The sequence below is a fragment of the Paenisporosarcina sp. P4_E4_2 genome, assembly GCF_056401595.1.
Genome location: NZ_JBFUJC010000001.1, coordinates 81515 through 98975, shown reverse-complemented (window position 1 = coordinate 98975; position 17461 = coordinate 81515). Strand labels below are relative to the sequence as shown.

Below are 17461 nucleotides of genomic sequence, written 5' to 3'. Positions count from 1 at the left end.
ATTATAATTTACTAATCAGCTATTTTGTAAAAATAGCCTACACTACTTATATATACGTTTTTTCAAGATTTATCAACTAGATTTGCAAATTAATTTAATTTATTTATTAATCTTTGTTTTTAAATTTAACGCAAACTGGTTCATTGATTGATCCAATTTCTTCTCGTACCGTACCATTCAGCGAATCGACTAGTATTGAACATCTTCCATTTCGATGTCTTGTGCAATTAATACAATTTTGTTCAAACTTGTCTGCTTCATCCTTGTTCTCAAATACACCAACAAAATCAACGGGTGTAAGCGTTACTTCTACTCTAGGATTACTTGAATCATAGACAATCCTTTGAGTCCTAACTAATACTCTTGAATCATTGTCATATGCGATTTTTTCTAAGGTGTCATTAAGGAGTTTGTATATGTTGTTATCATCTGATCCTCGTCTTGCAAAGTGAATCACAGCATCCTGATAAACAAAGTTCTCTTTAGTCCATTCATAATCCCATTCTTGTTTTTCCATTTGCTGCTTTGCATGAAACGCTATTTCTTCTTTTCGTTTAGCTCCAGCTTTAGATAATATCCTGGCTCCCGTCATCTCACGCTGTCTAGTTTTAGGATTGTATCGAAATTCATTGATATACAATGCGTTTATTGATGTTGGGACAGGCAAGATTAACTCTAATTTCAATATCTCACCTACTTTCGTTTTAACTGGAACTGCCACTGGTCTTGAGTAAGATGTATTAGTTCTCCATCTTTAATGAACAACTTTATATTACTGATTGCTTCATCAAGCTGTCCAAACTCTTCATAAAAGTCTTTTCCACTCAATGAAATGAGGGCAATTTTGGGTCTTTCTACAAGCAAATAATAAGTACCATCTTCTGTTTCCTGAAACAAATCTCCATATTGGATAATTTTTTCCGTAACAGCAATACCATCAAACGAAACATTCATGTCTATTCATCACCCTTCTTTTTATCTTCGTTCTGAATAACAACCTTATCCTTCAAGAATCCAGCCATTTCCTTCTTCAACTCAACAACTTGATCAGCAAACTCATACATATGCTCAACACTATCAGTTGTAAACATGGCATTCTGTACTAACCAATCAGCTAATCGGTCAAATGTTTGGAAGTAAGCAATACTTTTGTAAGCGAATTCCCCACTGTAATCAGCAAACTTCCCTTTACCCACCCTAGTCTCATATCGCTCTTTAAGGATGATATTTAATTTATCCGTATCAATCGCATATTTCTCACTCAATCTCAACTTAAAATCAGGCTTGGATACTTTTTCTTCAATTGTTTCTGTCATATTAACACCCCCTATCCCCTTATTTGTTCAATCAATCCCAAAAGTTATCAGCTAAGTCTTTAAATGCAATCTCGACCTCTTTAATTTCACTGTGTCGTTCTGCCCAATAAATCAAGTCAGTTGTCTTATCAATGGTTGGATATACAACTTCAAACACTCGTAAGTTTTCTCTCACCTTGTCCACACTGTTTGTTAATCCTACGCTCAACTTACCATGCTTATTCTCCATGAAACTTACAAATTTATTAATTCGTTTAATTAGAATGTCTTCGTAATTCTCCACTAATTGCATCACTCCTAAATTGGCTTGTTTGATTCAAACATTTGCATAGCATAATTTTTTGAATGAGCTGCTAAAATACGTGTATTTAAATCGTCCGACTCATCTTCGTCTAAACTGGATCGAGTAAGATGTAATTCAATCAATAAGCCACGAGCTGTTTTGATTAGTTTTCCTACATCTTTAGAGTTAATCCTCCCGAAATACAAGTCGCTTTCCATTTCACTAAGCAGATTCATAACAGTTGCTTCATCATTCAGAGCCAATCTTGTCATCGTTCAAACACGTCCCCTACTTTTAGTTTTTTAGCCTTGCCTATTTTATCAAATGTGACGATGGATTCAATGGTATGACCCTCCCCCATCATCTCAACTTTAACTCCCCAATAAATGATTGCGACATTATCTAATTTGTATTCCATTTGTTCAGGCTTACTTAATATTGCTGTAACTTTGTATGGCTTCATTTATTACTCCTTGTCTTGCTCATCGTGATAATTCTTGATCCATTCAGTAGAACTTATTAACGAACTATCTGGCTCTTTATAAAGTAAGAATATTATTCCGAATAATAAGGCTGCGAATATAGCGGTTATGATAACTCCAATCAAACTATCACCTTCTCCCATTTATCTTCTTACATAGTATAGTTTACCATTTTCATCAATGCAAGTGTTTTATTTATAATTTACTAATTAAATATTTTTAAACGATAAAATTGAACATTTACTTTGTCTTCGGCTCAAATGTGTAATCTCCAAATAGTTTTTTCTTGGCAATCACAGGATTATTATTATTAAAGAGAAGATTGAATGTAGCGTCAGGTACTTGATCTTTAAGAATATCACTGCCATTTAGCTCATGGTCTTCAAAAGCATGCATATATATTGTTCCATACTCTCCTCTAAAGTCAGCCATATTATCAAAAACATTCTTAGCCACTAAATATTCCCAAGTAGCATTTTCCCCTTCATTTCTCTGAACATAAATCGCCATTTGACCTACTTTTACTTTTGTCATAGTCTCTCTCCTTTTCATTTAAAATCATGTTTTTATTAGATATTCATCTAGTTTTTTCAACAATTCACCCTTGTAATCTGTATTGTCAATGACAGAATCCTGTCCTGTTGCTGGAGCTAAATTCCCATATTTTACATTTAGAGCTAATTCATAGTTGCCTTCAATAAACTTATCTGCTTCATTATAAAAACCCTCTAGGATTACAAATGCCTCATGCTTGTTTTTTGGCTTACAAAGCGAGTGTTGTCTATGTTCTCCTATTTTTAGTGCCACCTCAGAAATTAATGCAAGCATTTTTTATATCCTCCTTTCAATTAAAAGTCCTGTTTTACATCTTCTTATTTAGAGTCCAAAAGAGTTTGAATCCTCCAGTATGTGTCGTTCATTAAGTTTTGATCTTCAAGCTCAGTCAAGGCTAGTGCTAAAGCTATGTGTAGCAAATCATTTTCTTTCCTTAGCTCAGTAATTGCAGACACTTTAACTTCGTTATTTCTTTTATATTCATCGAAATTTGATTGCAATTGTTGAAGTTTAGAAGGCTTATTATTGTTTGCATGTTTCAATAAAGCTTTTGTTGTTCTGTCCACTTGAACATCTCCTTCCTATAAAAACAGACTTTTAGTTGTTGTTAAGCAGCTCTGGATTTTCGTGAATGTTTCCTAATACAACCAAGTTATCAAAATCTACTTCGTGCATTTCAACGTTCTCTCTATCTGTAAAATAGTAAGACATCGTTTCATCGTCATAGTCAACAATCCCTTTATTTCTTATATCCATGTATCCATCTTCGCTAATTCCATAGCCGTCATCAAATTCCACTACATCGCCTTCATAAATCTCAACACCATTTTTATCCTTCAGTCCTGTGTATTGCATTGGCACTATTTTTGTATTATTCAGGATTGTGCTTAATTGTGTTGTTTGCCAGAAACCGTTTTTACCTAAGAATGCTTTTTCGTACCAATTGTTATGATCTGGATAGATCATTTCATTTCGTTCTTTACTCCATGCACGAAACTTGATTTCTCGACTCATTGCTTCCCTCCTTATAAAACCTCTATTTTACAAGTTCAAATTCCCTCAAATAAGTTCTACTTAAATGATGACATTTCAGTATTTGCCTCTTATCAAACTCGCTTTGTGGTGTTCTTACTAATACGTCATGTTCTTTTACCAGCTTCATTAGTCGAGTGAATTCAGCTTTCTTTTTAAATCCTTTGCTTTTTAACTTAATGTTCACTTTAGCTTTTTGTATCATATTCACTAGCTGCTTGTCATCATTGACAACAACAATATTACTTGTGTTATTTTTGATTGCAAAGCTGATCGCTTTTGTGATTGCAATTATTTCATGTGTACATCTCTTCCAGTCAAATGTGGGAATGTTATAGTAAATATCTACGCTACCTTTGACTACCCCAACCCCCATTCGATTCATTTCCTTATGTTGGCTTCCATCACAGTAGAACGTTTCCATATGGCATCGTTTTCCTCCTCTACTATATATTTTATATTATAGTTTATTAATTAAATATATGTCAACAATTATAATTTATTCTTTTGTTTCTAAATAAATGCCGTCATTTAAAGACTTTGTTAAATTCACTTAATAATTTACCTTTACCTTTCGGGTCTTTCATTATCATTTCAAGCATTCCCAATGTTAAATCTGCCTGTTTATTCTTTTCATATAATAGAACTTGTGCATTAACTTCAGCATTAATTTTTTCTAATTCGTTTACATGAAGCTCTTTAATTGTTTCCAATTCATGTTTTGATTGTGTTTCTAATTCCTTAATTTTAATATTACTTGTTTTTACTGCTTGGAAATATGCTACAACACTACCTATTATTGCTACAACCACAGGTGAAATTATAGTAAAAAATGTTACCCAATTCATTTTCGCTTTCCTCTTTTCCAATAAATTTTCTGTTTCATGAGCAAATCTTGACATCTTTAGCAATGTGAGTATCCTTTGATCCATCATCAAATTCTATATGAAAAGCTCGATATAAGTATGGATGCCAATACTCATTCAAATAGAAACCAACGATAGTGCCTTGTTTTGACAATCTTTTCCTTCTGATTTTTACAACAAAATCATCTTCAACCTCACAGCGTTTACCTACAATGGTCATTGGCTACCCTCCCATTAAAAACTACATTTTATCGGAATATCTACCCTCTAAAACCCCTGTAAAATAAGGGATTCTTGAATGGTCATGTTCCATTAAACATTGAGTCTATTTCAACTTTGTAGCGATTAAAGATCGAAAGTCGAATTTGTTCAATTTTTTTCTCCAGTTCTGCGAATTCAGGAGAATTTTCTAGCCCCTGTAATTTAAGCTCATAATATTCTTCTAACATCTTCTTCAATGCTGCTTCTTCTTCAGCAATCTTCGGGTCTAATACTTCTTTCATTTCTGCTGTAATATCACTTTGGAGGATTTCTTCTTTCTTCTCGAATCCAACAGCACCTAATTGTTTATTTACTTCACTTGTTAATTCATTTGACCATCCACTTGAAGCTCCAATTTGTGATCCGATGAAGATTCCACCGATTAAAAATGCTGCTACGATAGCTACTACTAATATTGCTACTTTCTTTTTCATGAATAAATTCCTCCGTGTCATATGGTTTAGTTTATAGTTTATTTAAAGTGAGACAATGCTCACCTCTTACCGCTGATATTGGTTGAACTGTGCTTCAGTCTGTTGAGACAAGTTCGCCCTCATAATGACAGAAATATTCTCTTGAATAATCCAGCTCAATGCCTTTATCATTCACGACAAATATACAATCACCAAATGTACCTTCTCCTTGATTCTTAACTGCCACATAGATTCTGCCCTCTGTTAAATTAAATTCAGAATCCTTCGCAATTAATAAATCGCCTTTTTTTACAAACTTTCCAGTTTCATAACAGCTAGGTTTATTGATATTTACAATCATTTTTATTCCCCTTTCTAATTTCGCAGTTTGTTGTCTACTGTCCGTTAAAACTTCAATTTTATTTATTCTTTAATGTATTTCTTGTTTAATTTATAAACTGTGACTCCACCAACAATCCCAATCAAAACACAGACAGCCATCGCAACTTTATTAATTAATGCTAACTCGCCAACTAAAGGTATTGCCATCAAATTGATTAAAACACCTGCTAGTGCTGGAGAGCCACCTAGAAGTATTGCTTCCACTATTGCAGATTTTTTGTTCATCTTATACTCTCCCTTTCATTTTCTTAAACACCCTAATCAACTTCCATAAATATGYTGTCATTGTATCATCTACTTTTCTTACTCCCCATATGGTAATTGATCCGAACAACAACAGATAAATTAATCCAGCAACTCGTAGCATCCAATTAGCAACTAATTCGTCCATAATTCAACTCCCATTAAACACTATTCTGATTTGCATATTGTTTTCTTACTTCCTGCCTTGCTAATATTCTCTCAGCAGTTTTCTCTGTCACTCTTACCTCACGTTCACACAATGGGCAATATAAATCGTAGTGGCAAGCAAGTTTCACCACATTCTCAAGCACTTGATGTTCACAGACTTTATGATATTCATGTAGGCAACAGCTTTGCAGTTTCTTACGCTCTCTTTTTCGCTTCCATTCACTGAACATTTCTACCCTCCATGTAAAAGTTTGATTTTATACGATGCTAATAGATACTTTATTAAATGCATGACATGCTCTTTCAAAAAGAATGTCATTTAGAGAATGATTTCTTGCGATAAATCTCTCAACGAACATAATTCGTCCCTTTTTAGAATTACATGTTTTCTTTTTTGATCCCCATTCAAGAATTCTTTCAATGGGAATCCTTTTCTCTGCTTTAATCATTTGGCTATAATATTGACGGATATGATTCAATTCCACATCTGTTAAGGAGTTTTTAGAAATTGAACCGATCTTATGATTTGTAACATAAATTCGTTCTTTCTTAATCAGCACGAAATCAGAAGGATTAATACTCAGAACGTTGCCATTATTAGTTTCATTTATTATCTTTTTCACTGATTCGCAAACCTTATGTGCAGCCTTATTAAGCTTTCTGCTAACCCATTTAATTTTTGATTCTGTTTTCTTCAATAACTCATTCATTGTTTTTATCAGTTTCCCATACTTTTTATGTTGGTCTGATGTAGTGGCAACATTGATGTTATCAGTGTGCACCATTATATTTTTTATGCTTTTCTTTTCGCATTCAGTTAAGAGCATAATAACGGAATGCAGTTCTGCAATTTGTGTATCATTTTCATTTTTTATCTCACAGTTCTGCAATATTACTTTGTCATTATCAAATAATACATAAGAATGTACGCTATAATCATTTGCGACTGAAGCATCAGTATACGCATTCATTTTATCCACCTCCATTTAAAACGAGTGTTTTATATTATAATTTATTAACTTTCAAACAAACCTGAAAACCTTGTTGACTTTAGAACAGTTTGAAGAGCCTCCAATTCATAGTCATCCATAATGTCTTTATTGTTCTCAATGAACCTTTTGGTTATTTGAAGTGAATCATACAGTTTGAAGTCTCTATTGATATTCTTAATATGATCTGCTAGAGTTTCTTCATTATAAATAACATTTTGGAAGCCATATGAATCATCAAATAAGTCCCATACAAAGTCACGAAAATTCTTACTCATGAAATCAATAAATTCTTTGTTGCTTCCTCGTTCGGTATAAATGTCACCAAATCTCATACCTTGTTCAGCATGGGGGTATACTAAAGCATACTTGATATCATTGTCTTTGAGTGCTTCACGAATTTCTTTGTGAGTTGAAATTAAGATGTAATCATAGTCACCTGTCTTAACGTGCTTAATGATATCCTGTAAGTAGTTGCTTGGAAAATCATCTTTAGGATAGTTGCTAGAATCTAAGTCTAAAAACTTCATTTCTTTATTATTCTCTGCTAGATAACTCTTACCTGAACCAGCAAACGCTGAAATTATATGTGTGTTTTTCAATGTACTTCCTCCTTTTCTTCAAATTAAAAGTTTTATTCAGTTTCTATTTTAGTAATAATATTATCTAATTTTAACAAAACGCCACTTAAACTTTCTCCCATGTGAATGTCGTCTTGTAATTCTTCAAGCAATTCAATAATTTTATCTTTTTCCATAATTACTCCTCCTTTATATCAAAGTATTACGTACGAAATATATAATCAAGTTTATCTATGATTTCTTTTGTTTCATCTTCTGCACCATCATAAGACGCATGACCATGTAAATAGTTACTTATCGTAGCGATCATCCCTAATATAGTTATACGTTCTTCTTCTGAGATAATATTTATCTTTTCCAATTTCTCATCTCCATCCTGTCATATCTAGTTGACGACTACTTGCCATGTTGAAAATCAATCCGTCTGATAGCCCTTTTGGTAACTTAAATGACTTATATTCTTTCAATCAGATATCTCCCTTTATGTGTAAAATGTTCGATTAAGCGTATTTTTTGGTGACTTCAAGTATCTCGTCTATGTCACTTTCTTCGATATAATGTGATTTGGCTCTATCGCATATGAATCTTATTTTCTGCATTGCCTTTATCAACTCGTTTATGTCTTTCCATAATTCCTTCTCTTTTTCAGTCAAACAGATTTCACTCCTTCGCTATTTATGTCTATTGCCAAATCCCAAAAACTCAACCCCGTATTTTACGGTGTTTATCGTACCTTGTTTCCCAATAAGTCAAATATTTTATATGATAATTTATTTACTAAACAGCTCAACCAGTTTGTTTATAGTATTTACATAGGCATATTCAACTTCAATTGCATTGTTCGTTCGAGCACGATCTCTTCCTTCTGTAAGAAATGTTATTAATTCATCCCATCTTTCTTGATGAACTCTGTTTTCTTCAATTAGTTTATTAAGCATTTCTTGCATTCCATTGCCTCCAATTCCTTTTATTAACTTATATTATGATTATAATTCACTAATTAGAAGATTGCAAGTGTTTTATTTCCATAAAATTAGACTTTTATTTTATTTAATTCTGACCTAACCATTCAACCTTACCAATCCAATACTTATTCCCGTCTCGCTTACTTCTTAAGTCCACAACCATATTATGAGCCTCAGTTTGAGATAAATTTATTGCAATTTGATTAGCTACATTGTTTTTTGTATCAATCATAGCCACACTAAAGTTACTCATCGCTTTTTCATCTCCTCATCACGTTTAATCCTATCCAATATCGCTTGACCGTAACCGTTATGCTTACCTGTATGATAACAGCCTAACCCAAACAGGTAAGCCCCTATTATCCATAATACTATAGTCATGCAAATTCACCTCAAAGTGTGTTATAATCTTTCACGTAGCTGGCGTAAATCAAACAAACAGTTGAATTACCTCAATCAGTCAGCTACGCTTTTAATGAAAATGCGTAACAACCATTAACTTAGGTTCAACATCTAAATCAAACTTCAATTTAACAAAGTCTTTGACTCGTTGTTTCGCAGCTTCATCAATTTCTAACTCCACTACACCACTAAAACCTTCATATTCGTCACCATACCTAACCACTTCACCAACTAAGAAATAATTTCCACTCATCCCGTCAATGATGTACGTCATTGATCCAACATCATTTTGGCTATCATATTCATCGAACTCATCGCATCTTTCATCATCATAATAATCCATTCCAATATCTACACCAATTACAATGTAATCTTCACGATTTACGCTCATCATTTATCCTCCATTTCCTACTAAAAGAGATGATTTATTTTAATTCATTTTGTTTTTCGTCTAATATCTCACCACAGTCATCACATGAAATAACAGTTGTTATAAAAGTTTGAAGGTAAAAGTGTGTTACATAGCTTTCTTCGCTTGAATTCTTATGACTACATTGTTCTTCATTCATGGTTCAATCCCCCAATATTAAGGTATCACAGGCAATACACGCACATATTTAAACACATTCCCCATGAATACTCCTACTGCTGTTGCTCCAACAAGTACAGTGTCGAATGTAAATCCTTCATTCTCAGTAGTTTCAGTTTCATTTTCCTCAATATCATCTACCACTTCAGGAACTACAGTAGTCATACTCACCTTTTCTGATCCTTGTAGCTCCCTAATTTCACTATGCTGATTAAAGTTAATCTTCTCTAAGTTGCGATTGTGGTCTTGTAGCTGCTCAATTTTCAATCGTTGCTCCTGAATAATCTTTGCATATGTTCCAATTTTCTCGTTTTTAATTTGCATGTGTCCGTTGAATGTCGATATTAGTACAAATAAAATGAGTATGATTACAAGTGTGATTAGGACAACACGACCTTTTCTTAGTCGTACCATCGTTTCACCCTCCATTTTAATTTAGTTTTGATTATAATTTATTAATTAGATAGCGTTTTAACTCATCAATAATATCCATTTGACCACGATAATAAAATTCATCTTCTCTGTTACAACAATCTTCAGCTTCCATTGCGTAGCTTTCGGACTTTTCGTAAATTCTATCTAGCAGATCAATCATGTTTCCTTTTTGCTTCTTCATTCCTTACCCCCTGTACCCTATAAGATGAGAATTTCGTTTGCTTATTTCCATAAATCTAACCAATAAGCGATTGCTTTTTTCCTTTCTTCATCATACATATTCGAGTTAATAAACCACTCTTCCCAATCCTTGTCATGCTTACTGGAATTACACCCTTTGCAAGCCAATATACAGTTCTCAATGCCATCAGAGCCAAAATTATCAGCATGATCCTTGTGTAGTTTATTTTGGTACTTCTCAATTGCTTCCTCTTCAGTAATTCCACAATACATACAACAACTGTTTGAGTAAGAATAGATTAATCTTATCTCGTCCTCTGAGATGTCATGACTCTTATGAAATAGTCTCTTTATTCTATAGTCTTTTAACTTGTTTTTGTTACCTCTTCTCCATTTTTGTTTAAGATCTTTGGAGTGTTCAGTATTTTGATTGTTCCATCTTTTTGCTTTGTCTTTATAATATTGCTCTTTCTCTTTATAAATCTGTTTGCTGTATTCACTTACTTTTGCTTTATTGTCGTCTTGATATTTCTTGGATTTCCTTATTGCACAAATCTTGCAGTATGGATGAAAGCCATCCTTTCCTGATTTAGATATATAGAAATTCTCTTCGTTTAATTCAATCCATTCTTCACAAATAAGACACTTTTTAAATTTCACATTATTAATAACTCTAATTTCACTTGATGTTGTCGTTCTGGAAGCCCTTTTAGACACATGTAATGGATTACCATATTTTCTGAAGGCTCTATAATGTTTTTTACAGTACCCCTTAGCTTCGTGTTTATTATTGCAATCTTTAACATTACATATCTTCACCTTCACTACCCCTCCATCAAGATATTTTATAATTCATTTATTAACAAATAATAACAAGATTTTAGTTGTCAAAAATCCTTTTTAACTTCTGTATTGCTTTAGTTGATCTTTCAAACAAATCCTTGATGTAGATGCTTTGAGTTCGCTTCGGTAATGTTCCTGATGATTTGCCTTTTAAGAATGGACTTATACGTCTCAATTGTCTCACCTCTTATAATTTATTTATAACCAATTAATATTCAGATTTTGTATGGTGTTACTTTGTATCCGTTGTCCGTTTTATCGACCTCTGTAGAAGTATAGCTAATAGGTATATACCCAAATCTTTCAAGCTCATCGAAATTTATCTGCATTGTTTTTTCTACTTCCAATCTGTCTTCACATGCTAATGTCCATCTATCACTTACATCTTTTTCTTCTTCAACATCACGATACTGAAAATCCACAATATATAATTTCACGTTATTTCCTCCTCAATAAATGAACTTTTTTACCCGTTTACTTTTCTTCTGCTATACGTTTTCAAGCTCTCGTAAGCAAGTGTGAAAAACCTCTTCTTAATTGATATTCCTTCTTTTACACATAGACAAAAACCTATGATCCAAGCTGCAATTTCATTTAACTTCTTATGATTTATCTGAATATAACAATGCCCTAACTCATGACTAAATGTATAAATTGTATCTATATCACTTTCTCTTTTTATCTCAATAGCTCTTAGGCGATGACTTACTCTTGAGCAATGAATATGACTTCGATATGAAACTACGTAACCTTTTTTCTTAGCTACTTCATTTAGTTTGTTGAAATTTAATTCATAATTGATTATCATTCACTCCTTTGTTTCAAATCCGCAAAAAACCCGTAAAATATTCGCTTTCTGCATGTCAACTCCCCATGAAACCAATCTATTATTCGGTAAATACATTAAATTTATTACATTTGTATTGTATTTTATTAATAATTTGATATATTTAATCATAATAATCATCATCTCTGTATGTTACTTCTAAGATGTATTCTCTCAGTTCTTCAAGGGTAATTTTTCTGCTATGATCTCTGGAATACCATTCTCCATTATCATAAAAAACAACTTCTTTCCCATATTCCCTATCTAGAATTTCTTTGATAATGGCAACGTAAGTCATAAATTCTTTCATTATACACTCCTCCTCTATTCCATCAGCCACTTGAAAATCATAATCCAACCACATACTCCAAAAAACAATATAAAAAGCGAGAGTGATACCACACGCAGTTTTCTCATTGGTTCTGATTAAATACGTTCTCAATCGTTTCGAAAACATCTTTAGGAATACTTTTGTTTTTCTTTAACTCATTCCACATATTTTCATAGTCTGGCTTGAAACCGTAAGGCAATAAAGTAACTTGGTTCTTGGATGTATCAAGATGAATTTCCATAGCATCCCCTACTTTTATGTTTAACGCATATCTAATTTCTTTCGGTATTACGATTCTCCCTAAGTCATCTAATCTTCTAACAATTCCTGTACCTGTCATATTATCACTCCTTAATCCAAACTATGCATTAAGTAACTCTGCATTTTCGCAGATATTTCCAATCACTATCATGCGGTCAATACTAAATTCTTTGATATACTCTTTAAACCCGAAATAATATGTGCTTTGCAATTTAAACATAGCATCTTCAAATATCACAATTTGAGGTACTCCACCTTTACCGTTGTATTCTTCTGAGAGTTGTAGAATATCACCTTCATAAATCTCAACACCATTTTTATCTTTCAAGCCTGTGTACTGCATCGTGCCTTTTCTAGTTAGCAATTGACTGATTGGTGCGTATTCTTCAAATGCAAGCGAATCACCATCAATCATGTATTCTCCGTCCCAATAACGGAATTTAATTTCACGCATGTTCTTCACTCCTTTTGTTGTCTACTACTATTTATGGATCATTTTAATTCGCTCTAATGAAATTCGTATTTGTTAATTTAATCAGTAAATTTTCTACTTCTTGATTTGGAGAAATATAAGGAAACTTATTATTAATGTAATCAATTGTTTCCTGATTAATTGGCTCTCTTTTAACAAGCTCAATGTAGGGTATTTCATATACATCAAGAAAGTGATAGCGATTACCAATGTCGATACATGGGCAGCCATTGTTGCTATCGACTCCGATCACTAAATACTCAGTTTCTTCTTTTAGCCATAGTGCAAAATTTGCAAGGATTTTAGAAATGTCTGTTATAACTATTTTGTCTCCAACTTTGTATTTAATAATTTAACTCACCTCTTTTTATAATTATTTCCCAAAATTCAACCATAGGTTTTTCATGCTTATTAACTGTTATTTCCCAACATTTCTCGATAAAACATGAGTTTTATTTGATTATAATTTACTTTTTAAAAGGTTTTTCAACTATGATGTAAACTGTCAATATAATTACAATAATTACTCCTGTTATAGTAAAAGCTGATGAATCCTCTGTATTAAAACCTCTCTCTCGAAAGCTCTGGTAAATCTGGATAAATACTTCCAATGCTCCAAAAACCAAAAGAATTGACAAGAAGAAAATTATTATATATTCGATGAATTTAATCATTTACTCACCAAGCCATTTCTCGAACCAAGTTCTGTTTTTCTTTTTTAGCTCTTCTTTGTATGCTCTGTCTGCTGCTAATTTATCTTCTCTTTTCTTCATTGCCTCTAAGTAGTTTCTTTGTTTCTTTTCTGCTTCTTTTAAGCTGATGCTCGTTAATTCATCTGAAAACAATTCAACAAAATCAGTTTCATAAATATATTCTCCTGTAGTTGTTCTAACTCTTCTTTGGACTGTTACCTCAATATTTAAGTCATCAATGTACAAAATTTCTCCAACTTCTAATACGGGGGCATCTAGTTCACATTCCCACAATAAATAGTGTCCTGTAAACTCACTGATCTTTAAGACCTCTGGTGGAAAACCTATATGGTATTTTCTGACTCCAAAGCGATACATAGTTCTTTCTTTTCTACCTTTAATTATTGCTGTGTGTTTATTATTCATTTTTATTTTCCTCCTTATCTACTCAACGTAATTCCGTTACATCAGATTGCCCTTCTGGTGACTGAGAAAAGGATTCAATCGAGTTTTCCATTGATTCAAACTCTTCTTCATATCCTAATGCAAATACCAATATTCGATTTTCATATGCCCAATTTTTTATATTTTCTTTAGTTGCTGAAGCACCAACAAGCTGATTCATCTTTTCTAAGTTATTCATGCCATTTCCTCCTTCAAAGTTAAATTTCTGTTTTCATCGACCCTAGGTTTTACGGGGTTTATCGACCCTCAATTTCCACTAAAATGCACATTTTACTTGCTTAGTCATTTTCTGCTTCTACGTCTGGAAGAGAGTAGCTGTAATGTTTTCCTTCATGAGTATCTAAAATTTGATAGTAGTCATTTTATAATAGAATTGTGCAGCCTTCCGTTGTTTGTAATGTTCATCAATTTCTTCTTCAGAGTCAAATTCACCCTCAAAATCATTCATTCCTCCACCTGGATAATACTGATCGAATGAGAACACAAGAAACCTTTTCATTGTTGTTTCCTCCTAGTTTTTTTATTCCATTATGTATTCTAGGAAATAAATGTCCTAAATGATGACTTTATCTACTAGTATGCGAAACTTATTCCCTTGAATACAAGTTCTTATAATTTATTAATATTACTCGTTTCAGTTCATTAACCCTTGTTCGTCTTTGTCCACATCAGGTTCATCATAATCATCTTCACTCACAAAATCATCATCAAAGATGTGTTCAAAGTGGTCTGGATCATTGTGGTAAACATCTTTCAGCGATTCAATCATGTCTGCCTGTCCTTCTTGATATGCTAATTGGAAATACACACGTAGCACACTGAAAAACTCAAGTGGCATAGCAAGTTTACTTCCTCCAGTTTCATTCATCACTTTCTCCCATTTGGCTTGTACGATTTCCGTTAAATCGTTGTTAATTCTATCTTCTACTTGCAATTTCTTTTTCAATTCATTTCCCCATCTCTATTTAGGTTGGTATACACTATTTACTATATGCTATTTTCCAAGATTTATCAACTGTTATTTTATAATTTACTAATTAATTTATTGTTTCCGCTTGATCTTTAGTGATCTGTTATAGCTTGATTCTCCTTTCGATTATAATTCATTAAAAAATGGACATACTAGACTTAAAGGCGGTGATTTCATTGGAAGATGCGTTTAAAGTGTTGTCCATTGTTGTGATATCTAATTTAGTTGTCGTTGCTGCTCTAATCGAATTGGCTAATTGGTCTGGTTGATTAAGCAATGTCCCTGTAGTTCCTTATTAAATATAAGATACTATCCAAATATTAAATATGAAATAATTAAACCAGCAGCAATTACACAGCCGATGACAAAGCCTACAAACGTATCCTTTGCATCAATTTTCATGTTCTTACCCCTCCCATTCAAAGTAGCATTTTACACGTATATTTTCTTTGGAGTAATGTAAGCTTTTGGGCAAGTGTCTAAATTACTTACAAATCCATTACTGACTTTATTAAATCCTTGATTTACTAAGAATTTCTTTGCGCTATCATAGTCTCTGAAAATAAAATCACAAGACCATTGAAAATGTGTTGAAGTTTCATATGTGATTTCAAACATCGACCTGTATTTTTTTAGATTTCCTATTTGAGACATAATACTTAAAAATGACGAATTATCCATCTCTAAGCTACCTGTTTTCATTTATCCTTCAACTCCCTATATAATTAACTTTTTATCGTTTCATTAAGTTTTAAAAGCTGTAACCTGTATTGCATTTCACCAATTGCCTTTGCTTTTCTATAAGATGAAATAACTTGAGCTGTTAAGATAAATACAATAAATAATAGTGTTACAAGAACAATTCCTATAATTTCCATTATGCTGTGCCTCCTTTGTCGATATTGTTTCATTTAAAATAATCCTTTTTTCATGTATCATCTTTTTCTTCCTTTAGAATACTGTCTATATCAGTCCCCATTAGCTCTAAGAGAACCTCTATAGCATAGACGTGCTTGAGGTGCTGATTATAATAATTTTCATCTTCGGTCTCTAAGCATTTCAACAGTAACTCTTTACTTTTTTTATTTTCCCTTTCAAGCATATCAATAATTTTATTAATCACATTCATATCCCCTCTCTTCATCTTAAGAACCAGATCGAAACATTGCGAACTGTTATAGGATTATACGCTAATAGTTTATTAATAATGCTTTATAAGAACATTTTTTATTGAGTTGCGAGCATCATTGCTTAATTCCACAATAAGGGCAGAACTTAATCTCTAAATCAGGATAAGAATTCCATCCATCACTAAAAGAAACAGACCATACATCAGAAGATTTAACTAGCTCTACACCTCCTGAAACTTCTCCTTCTCCTACAGGAAAATAAATACCATCTAGATTATCAATTAGTGCTTTAAGTTCTTCGCAGCAATATGTTTTCAAATTGTTCCCTCCCTATTCATATAAAATATTTCTTTTACTTGGTCAGCATGTAATACGCTTGCTGGTACTTTTGCATTCTTTTCATATCACTTTCATTGGGATTAGCAATTCTACCCCAGTCCATGTTGTCTTTTACATCAGCCAATTTGACCTTTCGACCAATTTTATTTTGCATTGATCTTCTAATGAAATCCCAATAGTTTTCAGTGTGTCTCTTAGTAACGCTTACTAATGCCTCAATTATATATTCGGGAAATCCTTCAGCTCTTAGATCATCAACTGTTATTGTTGTATCCTCAATTACATCGTGTAAGACTCCTACTATTCTCTCTGCCTCTGTATCCAATGACATCATTACACGTAAAGGGTGAAGAATATATGGCTGTCGAGCCTTATCCATTTGACCCTTATGGGCTTTAGCAGCTATTTGAATTGCTTGGTTTAGTGTTGACATATCTTCTCTCCCTTTAAAATAAATTTTTATCTTATCTTATTCTGTTCATTAGCTCTGATCTTGTGCTAGAAACTTCTTGGTAAAACTCATCCATTTCATAACTCGCCTGTCTTTCTGAAATTTCGCCGAGATAAAACAAGTGATTAATTATTTCATGAGCGGTCATATCTTTAAGGTCTTGTTCACGATAGATTGACATCTTTCTAGTCCCCTTTAAAATAGATTTTTTATCTTGTAGTTTGGTTGAACTGCGACTTAAATTATCTCGTAAGTCTTTTCAAAAAGTCTTTATTACATGGATAAATCTCACCATTAACTCCTGTGATAAGCATATCTTGTGGAGTGAAATTATGAACACCTTCTAATGTTTGTATTAGAAAACGTTCATCGCTCTCATGCGTTACTGCGTGACCATTGTAATTAAATGACCACGGCATACCTCTAACAATGTTTGCACCGTTATTCTTTCCGTGTTCTACAAATTCCTCAAAAGTTATAGCTTTAATTACTACTGGTTTTTTACGATATTTAGCCATT

At 32.8% G+C, this 17461-nt stretch carries 45 protein-coding genes; all 45 read right to left on the bottom strand.

What is annotated here, in order from left to right; translation table 11 throughout:
• Positions 1-106: 106 nt before the first annotated feature.
• Entirely contained in the window at positions 107-685 is a 579-nt protein-coding gene (locus AC1DSB_RS00740) for a RusA family crossover junction endodeoxyribonuclease (RefSeq protein ID WP_477585426.1), read from the bottom strand.
• Between the two features lie 8 nt (positions 686-693).
• Positions 694-954 (bottom strand): hypothetical protein, encoded by a 261-nt coding sequence (locus AC1DSB_RS00735; protein WP_477533177.1) that lies wholly within the window; start codon positions 952-954, stop codon positions 694-696.
• 2 nt (positions 955-956) lie between these two features.
• The gene (locus tag AC1DSB_RS00730; protein ID WP_477533178.1) at positions 957-1316 is read right to left on the bottom strand and encodes a hypothetical protein; all 360 of its coding nucleotides are present in this window, start codon (positions 1314-1316) and stop codon (positions 957-959) included.
• A gap of 31 nt (positions 1317-1347) precedes the next feature.
• Positions 1348-1599, bottom strand: a complete 252-nt coding sequence (locus AC1DSB_RS00725) for a hypothetical protein (protein ID WP_477533179.1) — start codon at positions 1597-1599, stop codon at positions 1348-1350.
• A gap of 14 nt (positions 1600-1613) precedes the next feature.
• Entirely contained in the window at positions 1614-1871 is a 258-nt protein-coding gene (locus AC1DSB_RS00720) for a hypothetical protein (RefSeq protein WP_477533180.1), read from the bottom strand.
• Positions 1868-2062: a hypothetical protein gene (locus AC1DSB_RS00715; protein ID WP_477533181.1), complete on the bottom strand. Its 195-nt coding sequence runs from the start codon at positions 2060-2062 to the stop codon at positions 1868-1870. Before AC1DSB_RS00715 ends, AC1DSB_RS00720 begins: the two co-directional genes overlap by 4 nt.
• A gap of 259 nt (positions 2063-2321) precedes the next feature.
• Positions 2322-2615, bottom strand: a complete 294-nt coding sequence (locus AC1DSB_RS00710) for a hypothetical protein (protein WP_477533182.1) — start codon at positions 2613-2615, stop codon at positions 2322-2324.
• A 24-nt stretch (positions 2616-2639) separates the two neighbouring features.
• Positions 2640-2909, bottom strand: a complete 270-nt coding sequence (locus AC1DSB_RS00705) for a hypothetical protein (protein WP_477585424.1) — start codon at positions 2907-2909, stop codon at positions 2640-2642.
• Positions 2910-2953: 44 nt separating this feature from the next.
• Positions 2954-3202: a hypothetical protein gene (locus tag AC1DSB_RS00700; RefSeq protein WP_477585422.1), complete on the bottom strand. Its 249-nt coding sequence runs from the start codon at positions 3200-3202 to the stop codon at positions 2954-2956.
• 31 nt (positions 3203-3233) lie between these two features.
• Positions 3234-3650: a YopX family protein gene (locus AC1DSB_RS00695; protein WP_477585420.1), complete on the bottom strand. Its 417-nt coding sequence runs from the start codon at positions 3648-3650 to the stop codon at positions 3234-3236.
• Between the two features lie 22 nt (positions 3651-3672).
• On the bottom strand, positions 3673-4092 hold the full coding sequence (locus AC1DSB_RS00690; RefSeq protein ID WP_477533438.1) for a hypothetical protein: 420 nt from the start codon (positions 4090-4092) through the stop codon (positions 3673-3675).
• Between the two features lie 103 nt (positions 4093-4195).
• Positions 4196-4516 (bottom strand): hypothetical protein, encoded by a 321-nt coding sequence (locus tag AC1DSB_RS00685; RefSeq protein WP_477585418.1) that lies wholly within the window; start codon positions 4514-4516, stop codon positions 4196-4198.
• A gap of 34 nt (positions 4517-4550) precedes the next feature.
• Positions 4551-4754 (bottom strand): hypothetical protein, encoded by a 204-nt coding sequence (locus AC1DSB_RS00680; RefSeq protein ID WP_477533147.1) that lies wholly within the window; start codon positions 4752-4754, stop codon positions 4551-4553.
• Between the two features lie 82 nt (positions 4755-4836).
• Positions 4837-5229 carry a hypothetical protein gene (locus AC1DSB_RS00675; protein WP_477533146.1) on the bottom strand — a complete coding sequence of 131 codons (393 nt, stop codon included), beginning with the start codon at positions 5227-5229 and terminating at the stop codon, positions 4837-4839.
• Between the two features lie 94 nt (positions 5230-5323).
• The gene (locus tag AC1DSB_RS00670; RefSeq protein ID WP_477533145.1) at positions 5324-5569 is read right to left on the bottom strand and encodes a hypothetical protein; all 246 of its coding nucleotides are present in this window, start codon (positions 5567-5569) and stop codon (positions 5324-5326) included.
• 62 nt (positions 5570-5631) lie between these two features.
• A complete protein-coding gene (locus AC1DSB_RS00665; protein WP_477533144.1) occupies positions 5632-5835 on the bottom strand; it encodes a hypothetical protein in 204 nt (67 codons plus the stop codon).
• Positions 5836-6014: 179 nt separating this feature from the next.
• Positions 6015-6251 (bottom strand): hypothetical protein, encoded by a 237-nt coding sequence (locus AC1DSB_RS00660; RefSeq protein WP_477533143.1) that lies wholly within the window; start codon positions 6249-6251, stop codon positions 6015-6017.
• 27 nt (positions 6252-6278) lie between these two features.
• Positions 6279-6992 (bottom strand): reverse transcriptase-like protein, encoded by a 714-nt coding sequence (locus tag AC1DSB_RS00655; RefSeq protein ID WP_477585416.1) that lies wholly within the window; start codon positions 6990-6992, stop codon positions 6279-6281.
• 44 nt (positions 6993-7036) lie between these two features.
• A complete protein-coding gene (locus AC1DSB_RS00650; protein ID WP_477585414.1) occupies positions 7037-7612 on the bottom strand; it encodes a hypothetical protein in 576 nt (191 codons plus the stop codon).
• Between the two features lie 32 nt (positions 7613-7644).
• Complete coding sequence (locus AC1DSB_RS00645) at positions 7645-7767, bottom strand: hypothetical protein (RefSeq protein WP_477585412.1); 123 nt, start codon at positions 7765-7767, stop codon at positions 7645-7647.
• A gap of 26 nt (positions 7768-7793) precedes the next feature.
• On the bottom strand, positions 7794-7952 hold the full coding sequence (locus AC1DSB_RS00640) for a hypothetical protein (RefSeq protein WP_477533196.1): 159 nt from the start codon (positions 7950-7952) through the stop codon (positions 7794-7796).
• A gap of 139 nt (positions 7953-8091) precedes the next feature.
• Complete coding sequence (locus AC1DSB_RS00635) at positions 8092-8244, bottom strand: hypothetical protein (protein ID WP_477533195.1); 153 nt, start codon at positions 8242-8244, stop codon at positions 8092-8094.
• A gap of 117 nt (positions 8245-8361) precedes the next feature.
• On the bottom strand, positions 8362-8538 hold the full coding sequence (locus AC1DSB_RS00630) for a hypothetical protein (protein WP_477533194.1): 177 nt from the start codon (positions 8536-8538) through the stop codon (positions 8362-8364).
• A 103-nt stretch (positions 8539-8641) separates the two neighbouring features.
• Positions 8642-8809 carry a hypothetical protein gene (locus AC1DSB_RS00625; RefSeq protein ID WP_477533193.1) on the bottom strand — a complete coding sequence of 56 codons (168 nt, stop codon included), beginning with the start codon at positions 8807-8809 and terminating at the stop codon, positions 8642-8644.
• Positions 8806-8937 (bottom strand): hypothetical protein, encoded by a 132-nt coding sequence (locus AC1DSB_RS00620; protein WP_477533192.1) that lies wholly within the window; start codon positions 8935-8937, stop codon positions 8806-8808. Before AC1DSB_RS00620 ends, AC1DSB_RS00625 begins: the two co-directional genes overlap by 4 nt.
• Before the next feature lie 91 nt (positions 8938-9028).
• A complete protein-coding gene (locus AC1DSB_RS00615) occupies positions 9029-9349 on the bottom strand; it encodes a hypothetical protein (RefSeq protein ID WP_477533191.1) in 321 nt (106 codons plus the stop codon).
• 34 nt (positions 9350-9383) lie between these two features.
• Positions 9384-9527, bottom strand: a complete 144-nt coding sequence (locus tag AC1DSB_RS00610) for a hypothetical protein (RefSeq protein ID WP_477585410.1) — start codon at positions 9525-9527, stop codon at positions 9384-9386.
• Between the two features lie 17 nt (positions 9528-9544).
• Entirely contained in the window at positions 9545-9961 is a 417-nt protein-coding gene (locus AC1DSB_RS00605) for a hypothetical protein (RefSeq protein ID WP_477533483.1), read from the bottom strand.
• 31 nt (positions 9962-9992) lie between these two features.
• Positions 9993-10163, bottom strand: coding sequence for a hypothetical protein (locus AC1DSB_RS00600; RefSeq protein WP_477585408.1), 171 nt, complete (start codon positions 10161-10163; stop codon positions 9993-9995).
• Positions 10164-10204: 41 nt separating this feature from the next.
• On the bottom strand, positions 10205-10981 hold the full coding sequence (locus AC1DSB_RS00595) for an HNH endonuclease (protein ID WP_477533391.1): 777 nt from the start codon (positions 10979-10981) through the stop codon (positions 10205-10207).
• A gap of 239 nt (positions 10982-11220) precedes the next feature.
• A complete protein-coding gene (locus AC1DSB_RS00590; RefSeq protein WP_477533295.1) occupies positions 11221-11442 on the bottom strand; it encodes a hypothetical protein in 222 nt (73 codons plus the stop codon).
• A gap of 513 nt (positions 11443-11955) precedes the next feature.
• Positions 11956-12141: a hypothetical protein gene (locus AC1DSB_RS00585; RefSeq protein ID WP_477533297.1), complete on the bottom strand. Its 186-nt coding sequence runs from the start codon at positions 12139-12141 to the stop codon at positions 11956-11958.
• Between the two features lie 103 nt (positions 12142-12244).
• Positions 12245-12502 carry an AbrB/MazE/SpoVT family DNA-binding domain-containing protein gene (locus tag AC1DSB_RS00580; RefSeq protein ID WP_477533298.1) on the bottom strand — a complete coding sequence of 86 codons (258 nt, stop codon included), beginning with the start codon at positions 12500-12502 and terminating at the stop codon, positions 12245-12247.
• Between the two features lie 21 nt (positions 12503-12523).
• Positions 12524-12877 (bottom strand): YopX family protein, encoded by a 354-nt coding sequence (locus AC1DSB_RS00575; protein ID WP_477585406.1) that lies wholly within the window; start codon positions 12875-12877, stop codon positions 12524-12526.
• Between the two features lie 692 nt (positions 12878-13569).
• The gene (locus AC1DSB_RS00570) at positions 13570-14013 is read right to left on the bottom strand and encodes a hypothetical protein (protein ID WP_477533370.1); all 444 of its coding nucleotides are present in this window, start codon (positions 14011-14013) and stop codon (positions 13570-13572) included.
• A gap of 22 nt (positions 14014-14035) precedes the next feature.
• Complete coding sequence (locus tag AC1DSB_RS00565; protein WP_477585405.1) at positions 14036-14230, bottom strand: hypothetical protein; 195 nt, start codon at positions 14228-14230, stop codon at positions 14036-14038.
• Positions 14231-14392: 162 nt separating this feature from the next.
• On the bottom strand, positions 14393-14551 hold the full coding sequence (locus AC1DSB_RS00560) for a hypothetical protein (RefSeq protein WP_477585404.1): 159 nt from the start codon (positions 14549-14551) through the stop codon (positions 14393-14395).
• Between the two features lie 135 nt (positions 14552-14686).
• Positions 14687-14998: a hypothetical protein gene (locus tag AC1DSB_RS00555; protein WP_477533288.1), complete on the bottom strand. Its 312-nt coding sequence runs from the start codon at positions 14996-14998 to the stop codon at positions 14687-14689.
• A gap of 456 nt (positions 14999-15454) precedes the next feature.
• Positions 15455-15724 (bottom strand): hypothetical protein, encoded by a 270-nt coding sequence (locus tag AC1DSB_RS00550; RefSeq protein WP_477533287.1) that lies wholly within the window; start codon positions 15722-15724, stop codon positions 15455-15457.
• 23 nt (positions 15725-15747) lie between these two features.
• Positions 15748-15900 carry a hypothetical protein gene (locus AC1DSB_RS00545; protein ID WP_477533286.1) on the bottom strand — a complete coding sequence of 51 codons (153 nt, stop codon included), beginning with the start codon at positions 15898-15900 and terminating at the stop codon, positions 15748-15750.
• A gap of 50 nt (positions 15901-15950) precedes the next feature.
• Positions 15951-16145, bottom strand: coding sequence for a hypothetical protein (locus tag AC1DSB_RS00540; RefSeq protein WP_477585402.1), 195 nt, complete (start codon positions 16143-16145; stop codon positions 15951-15953).
• Between the two features lie 121 nt (positions 16146-16266).
• A complete protein-coding gene (locus tag AC1DSB_RS00535; RefSeq protein ID WP_477533447.1) occupies positions 16267-16470 on the bottom strand; it encodes a hypothetical protein in 204 nt (67 codons plus the stop codon).
• Between the two features lie 34 nt (positions 16471-16504).
• Positions 16505-16924: a GTP pyrophosphokinase gene (locus AC1DSB_RS00530; RefSeq protein WP_477585400.1), complete on the bottom strand. Its 420-nt coding sequence runs from the start codon at positions 16922-16924 to the stop codon at positions 16505-16507.
• Positions 16925-16955: 31 nt separating this feature from the next.
• Complete coding sequence (locus AC1DSB_RS00525; RefSeq protein WP_477533419.1) at positions 16956-17123, bottom strand: hypothetical protein; 168 nt, start codon at positions 17121-17123, stop codon at positions 16956-16958.
• A gap of 61 nt (positions 17124-17184) precedes the next feature.
• Positions 17185-17460, bottom strand: coding sequence for a hypothetical protein (locus AC1DSB_RS00520; RefSeq protein WP_477533418.1), 276 nt, complete (start codon positions 17458-17460; stop codon positions 17185-17187).
• Between the last annotated feature and the right edge of the window lies 1 nt (position 17461).

Excerpts from the sequence above, each read along its gene's own strand:
- AC1DSB_RS00625 (WP_477533193.1), bottom strand. The coding sequence starts at position 8,809 with ATGAGTAACTTTAGTGTGGCTATGATTGATACAAAAAACAATGTAGCT.
- AC1DSB_RS00620 (WP_477533192.1), bottom strand. The coding sequence starts at position 8,937 with ATGACTATAGTATTATGGATAATAGGGGCTTACCTGTTTGGGTTAGGC.
- AC1DSB_RS00605 (WP_477533483.1), bottom strand. The coding sequence starts at position 9,961 with ATGGTACGACTAAGAAAAGGTCGTGTTGTCCTAATCACACTTGTAATC.
- AC1DSB_RS00565 (WP_477585405.1), bottom strand. The coding sequence starts at position 14,230 with ATGAATAACTTAGAAAAGATGAATCAGCTTGTTGGTGCTTCAGCAACT.
- AC1DSB_RS00630 (WP_477533194.1), bottom strand. The coding sequence starts at position 8,538 with ATGCAAGAAATGCTTAATAAACTAATTGAAGAAAACAGAGTTCATCAA.
- AC1DSB_RS00715 (WP_477533181.1), bottom strand. The coding sequence starts at position 2,062 with ATGAAGCCATACAAAGTTACAGCAATATTAAGTAAGCCTGAACAAATG.
- AC1DSB_RS00735 (WP_477533177.1), bottom strand. The coding sequence starts at position 954 with ATGAATGTTTCGTTTGATGGTATTGCTGTTACGGAAAAAATTATCCAA.
- AC1DSB_RS00545 (WP_477533286.1), bottom strand. The coding sequence starts at position 15,900 with ATGGAAATTATAGGAATTGTTCTTGTAACACTATTATTTATTGTATTT.
- AC1DSB_RS00665 (WP_477533144.1), bottom strand. The coding sequence starts at position 5,835 with ATGAACAAAAAATCTGCAATAGTGGAAGCAATACTTCTAGGTGGCTCT.
- AC1DSB_RS00645 (WP_477585412.1), bottom strand. The coding sequence starts at position 7,767 with ATGGAAAAAGATAAAATTATTGAATTGCTTGAAGAATTACAAGACGAC.
- AC1DSB_RS00600 (WP_477585408.1), bottom strand. The coding sequence starts at position 10,163 with ATGAAGAAGCAAAAAGGAAACATGATTGATCTGCTAGATAGAATTTAC.
- AC1DSB_RS00525 (WP_477533419.1), bottom strand. The coding sequence starts at position 17,123 with ATGTCAATCTATCGTGAACAAGACCTTAAAGATATGACCGCTCATGAA.
- AC1DSB_RS00705 (WP_477585424.1), bottom strand. The coding sequence starts at position 2,909 with ATGCTTGCATTAATTTCTGAGGTGGCACTAAAAATAGGAGAACATAGA.
- AC1DSB_RS00685 (WP_477585418.1), bottom strand. The coding sequence starts at position 4,516 with ATGAATTGGGTAACATTTTTTACTATAATTTCACCTGTGGTTGTAGCA.
- AC1DSB_RS00550 (WP_477533287.1), bottom strand. The coding sequence starts at position 15,724 with ATGAAAACAGGTAGCTTAGAGATGGATAATTCGTCATTTTTAAGTATT.
- AC1DSB_RS00695 (WP_477585420.1), bottom strand. The coding sequence starts at position 3,650 with ATGAGTCGAGAAATCAAGTTTCGTGCATGGAGTAAAGAACGAAATGAA.
- AC1DSB_RS00680 (WP_477533147.1), bottom strand. The coding sequence starts at position 4,754 with ATGACCATTGTAGGTAAACGCTGTGAGGTTGAAGATGATTTTGTTGTA.
- AC1DSB_RS00585 (WP_477533297.1), bottom strand. The coding sequence starts at position 12,141 with ATGAAAGAATTTATGACTTACGTTGCCATTATCAAAGAAATTCTAGAT.
- AC1DSB_RS00720 (WP_477533180.1), bottom strand. The coding sequence starts at position 1,871 with ATGACAAGATTGGCTCTGAATGATGAAGCAACTGTTATGAATCTGCTT.
- AC1DSB_RS00675 (WP_477533146.1), bottom strand. The coding sequence starts at position 5,229 with ATGAAAAAGAAAGTAGCAATATTAGTAGTAGCTATCGTAGCAGCATTT.
- AC1DSB_RS00615 (WP_477533191.1), bottom strand. The coding sequence starts at position 9,349 with ATGAGCGTAAATCGTGAAGATTACATTGTAATTGGTGTAGATATTGGA.
- AC1DSB_RS00575 (WP_477585406.1), bottom strand. The coding sequence starts at position 12,877 with ATGCGTGAAATTAAATTCCGTTATTGGGACGGAGAATACATGATTGAT.
- AC1DSB_RS00690 (WP_477533438.1), bottom strand. The coding sequence starts at position 4,092 with ATGGAAACGTTCTACTGTGATGGAAGCCAACATAAGGAAATGAATCGA.
- AC1DSB_RS00520 (WP_477533418.1), bottom strand. The coding sequence starts at position 17,460 with ATGGCTAAATATCGTAAAAAACCAGTAGTAATTAAAGCTATAACTTTT.
- AC1DSB_RS00660 (WP_477533143.1), bottom strand. The coding sequence starts at position 6,251 with ATGTTCAGTGAATGGAAGCGAAAAAGAGAGCGTAAGAAACTGCAAAGC.
- AC1DSB_RS00580 (WP_477533298.1), bottom strand. The coding sequence starts at position 12,502 with ATGACAGGTACAGGAATTGTTAGAAGATTAGATGACTTAGGGAGAATC.
- AC1DSB_RS00670 (WP_477533145.1), bottom strand. The coding sequence starts at position 5,569 with ATGATTGTAAATATCAATAAACCTAGCTGTTATGAAACTGGAAAGTTT.
- AC1DSB_RS00610 (WP_477585410.1), bottom strand. The coding sequence starts at position 9,527 with ATGAATGAAGAACAATGTAGTCATAAGAATTCAAGCGAAGAAAGCTAT.
- AC1DSB_RS00730 (WP_477533178.1), bottom strand. The coding sequence starts at position 1,316 with ATGACAGAAACAATTGAAGAAAAAGTATCCAAGCCTGATTTTAAGTTG.
- AC1DSB_RS00560 (WP_477585404.1), bottom strand. The coding sequence starts at position 14,551 with ATGAAAAGGTTTCTTGTGTTCTCATTCGATCAGTATTATCCAGGTGGA.
- AC1DSB_RS00530 (WP_477585400.1), bottom strand. The coding sequence starts at position 16,924 with ATGTCAACACTAAACCAAGCAATTCAAATAGCTGCTAAAGCCCATAAG.
- AC1DSB_RS00570 (WP_477533370.1), bottom strand. The coding sequence starts at position 14,013 with ATGAATAATAAACACACAGCAATAATTAAAGGTAGAAAAGAAAGAACT.
- AC1DSB_RS00710 (WP_477533182.1), bottom strand. The coding sequence starts at position 2,615 with ATGACAAAAGTAAAAGTAGGTCAAATGGCGATTTATGTTCAGAGAAAT.
- AC1DSB_RS00655 (WP_477585416.1), bottom strand. The coding sequence starts at position 6,992 with ATGAATGCGTATACTGATGCTTCAGTCGCAAATGATTATAGCGTACAT.